Source organism: Clostridium sp., from assembly GCF_036569345.1.
Taxonomy (GTDB): Bacteria; Bacillota; Clostridia; order Clostridiales; family Clostridiaceae; genus Clostridium_AD.
On the sequence record NZ_DATCQT010000034.1, the window covers coordinates 1 to 3808 of the forward strand.

The 3808-nt window shown below is 30.7% G+C and carries 3 protein-coding genes and 1 pseudogene; 1 reads left to right on the forward strand and 3 read right to left on the reverse strand.

What is annotated here, in order from left to right:
* On the forward strand, positions 1-604 hold a 604-nt coding region (locus VIM70_RS03025; protein ID WP_331944001.1), incomplete at its 5' end, for an MFS transporter.
* Between the two features lie 59 nt (positions 605-663).
* Here the strand turns inward: VIM70_RS03025 and VIM70_RS03030 are convergent.
* The 3 genes and pseudogenes from VIM70_RS03030 to VIM70_RS03040 form a co-directional block, all read right to left on the reverse strand.
* Positions 664-2409, reverse strand: coding sequence for an ABC-F family ATP-binding cassette domain-containing protein (locus tag VIM70_RS03030; protein ID WP_331944003.1), 1746 nt, complete (start codon positions 2407-2409; stop codon positions 664-666).
* Positions 2410-2573: 164 nt separating this feature from the next.
* The gene (locus VIM70_RS03035; RefSeq protein ID WP_331944005.1) at positions 2574-3173 is read right to left on the reverse strand and encodes an AAA family ATPase; all 600 of its coding nucleotides are present in this window, start codon (positions 3171-3173) and stop codon (positions 2574-2576) included.
* Positions 3174-3367: 194 nt separating this feature from the next.
* A pseudogene (locus VIM70_RS03040) lies at positions 3368-3808 on the reverse strand (hypothetical protein); the annotation flags it as partial.

The window sequence follows — 3808 nt, forward strand, 5'->3', positions numbered from 1 at the left end:
ATACCTTCAAAACATTAGAGGGTATACACCTATGCAAGCGGGAATGTTGATGCTGCCTGCCGCAATAGTTACAGGAATTATGATGCCTATAAGTGGAAGGTTATTTGATAAGTTTGGAGCTAAATGGTTAACAATTATAGGTCTTTCTATATTAACTGTGTCTTCTTATTTTTTAAGTAGGCTTACATTGGAAACATCATATAATACTGTAATGATGATTATGATGGTAAGAGGTATTGGAATGGGGCTTGCGATAATGCCTACACAAACTGCAGGAATGAATGCTATTCCTAGAGAACTTACAGGAAGGGGAACAGCACTAAACAGTACCGTTAAACAGGTTTCAGGTTCCTTTGGAATCGCTATATTAACTACATTTTTAGGACGTAGAGAAGCTTTTTATGCGGTAAGGGATTCTGGAATAAACCAAATAGCCGTAGCAGCTATAAATGATACATTACTAGTTGCAACTCTAGTATGTTTTGTAGGAATAGTTGTTGCATTCTTTATAAAAAATAAGACTGTAGGTGTTCTAGAAAAGAAAAAGAGCAAAATAGAAAGGCATGAACAAGAATTAGTTGAAGAAATTCTTAGTGAAATATAAAAATAAAATCCAGTAGAGAGCTCTTGTTGCTCGCTACTGGATTTATTTTATTAAACTCACTAAATTTTGAGTAACTTAATTAACTCTTCTAGTTCCTCAGATAAAACTTTTGCAAGCGTAAAATCAGTATCTTTTAAAGCTAATTCTATTTTTGTTTCAACTAATTTTTTCTTTTGTTCAATTTCTAAATAGTCTTTGTCAAAATGATTAGCATAAATCATCTTTCTAAATTTTCGCATACTCATTTTTCGAATTGTCTTATCTTCAATCATTAAAACAAAATCCATACAGTTTACTACAGAATAAAAATCATGAGAAACCATTAGAATCGCACCTTTATAATTTTCTATGGCTTTTTCCAGTGCTATTTGTGAATAGGTGTCTAAATGACTTGTCGGTTCATCAAGAAGCAACATGTTTGCATTACTAGCAGAAACTTTAGCCAGTTGAAGTATATTTTTTTCTCCACCAGATAAAGACCCTATCTTTTGATTAATGTATTCTTCTTCAAAACCATAGTTTGAAATATATAATTTAATCTCTTCATAAGTTTTAAAACCAGCATCGAAAAACTCTTCAAGTATCGTATTAGACTCATTTAGTGTTTTGCCTTGAAGTTGAGATAAATAAGCCACTTCAACGTGTTCATTTATCTCAATAGAATCGTTATTATTTTTAAAGATTTCTTGAAGTAAAGTCGTTTTCCCGGTACCATTTGAACCCACAATGGCTACTTTATCAGTGGATTTAATTTCAAAGTTAACATTTTCTAGAAGCATATCATCAAAGGCAACACTGTAATCACTAACTTTTAAAGCAATGGTTTCGACCATTTCATTATCTGTAACTAAACTAATATTCGGTTGTTTAATATCTACAAATGGCGCTTTAATTCTATTTTTCTCTAATCTTTCTTGAATTTTAACTCTAGCATTTAGAATTTTCCCTTTAGAAGATTGATTATACTCAGTTGCCATAAATCTTAGTTTTTTTATTAACTTCTCGTTTCTCTCAAGTTCTTCATTGTCAGTAACAGCTAGTTCTTGTAACTCAATTTTAGTTTGAAGTAATGAGAAGTTATAATCAATATAGCTTCCATCAAACTCTTGGAGCTCCATGTTTTCAAGATGCAGAATTTTATTAAAACAATGATTCAATAGATATCTGTTGTGTGTAATAATTAACATTGTTCCTTTATGTGAATTAATTAGATTTTTAAGAGCATTAAGGTTTTCAAAGTCTAAAAACACATCGGGTTCATCCATAATCATTAAGTCTTGACTATTTAGCATTTCCTTAATTACTTGAATAAGCTTGAATTCCCCACCACTAAGTTCAGATATCATTAGATCTTTATACTTGATTAAACTTGCAAGATTGAGGTTTTTATTAATCTCGTTTTCGAAATCATCCCCATTAATTGCATCAAATGCATCTAAAGTTTGTTGATACTTTTCGAGTAAAGAATCAATATCCGAAGATGTTTCCATTTCGCTGCAAATAGATGTTATTTCATTTTGTAGTTTAATAAATTTTTCCCCTATATATTCGAAAACTGTAATTTCTTTTATTTCGCCAATTTGTGAGAATTGACTTACATACCCAATTCTACAATTTGGATCCATCTCTAACTTACCGTCGAACATATATTTTTCTGGATCCATAATTATATCTATCAGCGTACTTTTTCCGCTACCATTTGTTCCTATAAAAGCACAATGTTGACCATCTTCTAATGTAAATGAAATGTTATTATATAGATCCTTTTGCGGAAATGAGTAGGACAAGTTATCAACTTTTATCATATTATTACCTCTCTTTATCACTAAAAAAGAGCCTATAAAAATAAGCTCTTCAATATATTCTTTTCTCAATTGCAATTTTACACTTACTTTTTATATAGTAAAGACATTCTACTGAGTTTACCATTGATAGCATAACACTTTTTACAACTAAGTTCAATCAAGATTTATTTTCTACCCGATGATTCTTCCAGTATATCTATTGTTTTTGTTAAGGAATCGGTGAATTCTTCATCAGAAGAATTTTTGAAGATAAGCAAATCATCTTTTACACACGGATCATCCAAAGAAATAGGAACATCAAAATTGATCCCTGCAATATATTCATTCCAATGCGCAAGTTTCCACGTATCCCTATCAGAATTTCTCTCAATCATTCTTTGCTGCGTTACTTCTATTGAAGTTTCTACCCAAATAACTACTAAAGATGCGTTTTTATCTTTTAATATTGCTTTTAGATTTTTGATATAGTTTAAATCTCGTATTTCTTTTGTAAATGGTGCATTAATTAGCACAATATCATCATAATTCAGAGCTTCCATTGCGAGTTCTACTATTGTTTCGTATTCATAATCACGTATATTTTCATTAAAAAAATCTGAGCTTCTATTATATTCTTCACCTGCTACAACAAAAATCTGTTTTGATAATTTTATGAGTGTATCTTTATCAAGATAGACAACATGGCGTAATGCCTCGGCAAGCTTTTTTGCGATATAAGTTTTTCCACTTGCTGGTGGTGATGTTACTAAAATCAGTTTTTTCACAACAATCCTCTCCTAGTTAAAAAATTTAAGTCTGAAACTTTTTAAACTTGTTCAACTTTTCATGTTCACGTTTATTATACCTCTTTTTTTCTGTTTTATAACGCGGAAACTGTTATGATAATGTCTGTGCTAAAAACAAAGCTGACACCTTATGAAAAAAGATGTCAGCATGTGAAAATTTAAAGCTAAAAGAATTACTGCTTTGAAGTTGCACCCGTTAAATCCGCTACATTTTCTTTTGTAAAGAATCCATCAAACCCATTGTATCTGTAGATGTATTCATTTACTAAGAATGTATTTTTTGATGGGTAACTAAAGGTTTGTTTTAAACCTTCCTCAGGAGAACCTATTAATTCTATTAAAAAGTCCATTCCATTTTCCTTTAACATTTCAAAAGTATATTCAATATGTTCTGTATGGAAAGCAAGATGATGCACTCTTGAACCATAATAATGTACAAATTTTTCAGTAGGGCCTGATTCTTCATCAGCTATATAAGGCTTAATTCCAGAGGTGAATACCATAGCAAAATGGCCATCTATAACTCTTGCCACTGATGTAATAGAATTCATGGATTTCACATATATTGCAAAATCAAAATTGTAATTAGTTAACTCCATAAGTTCGAGTATTGC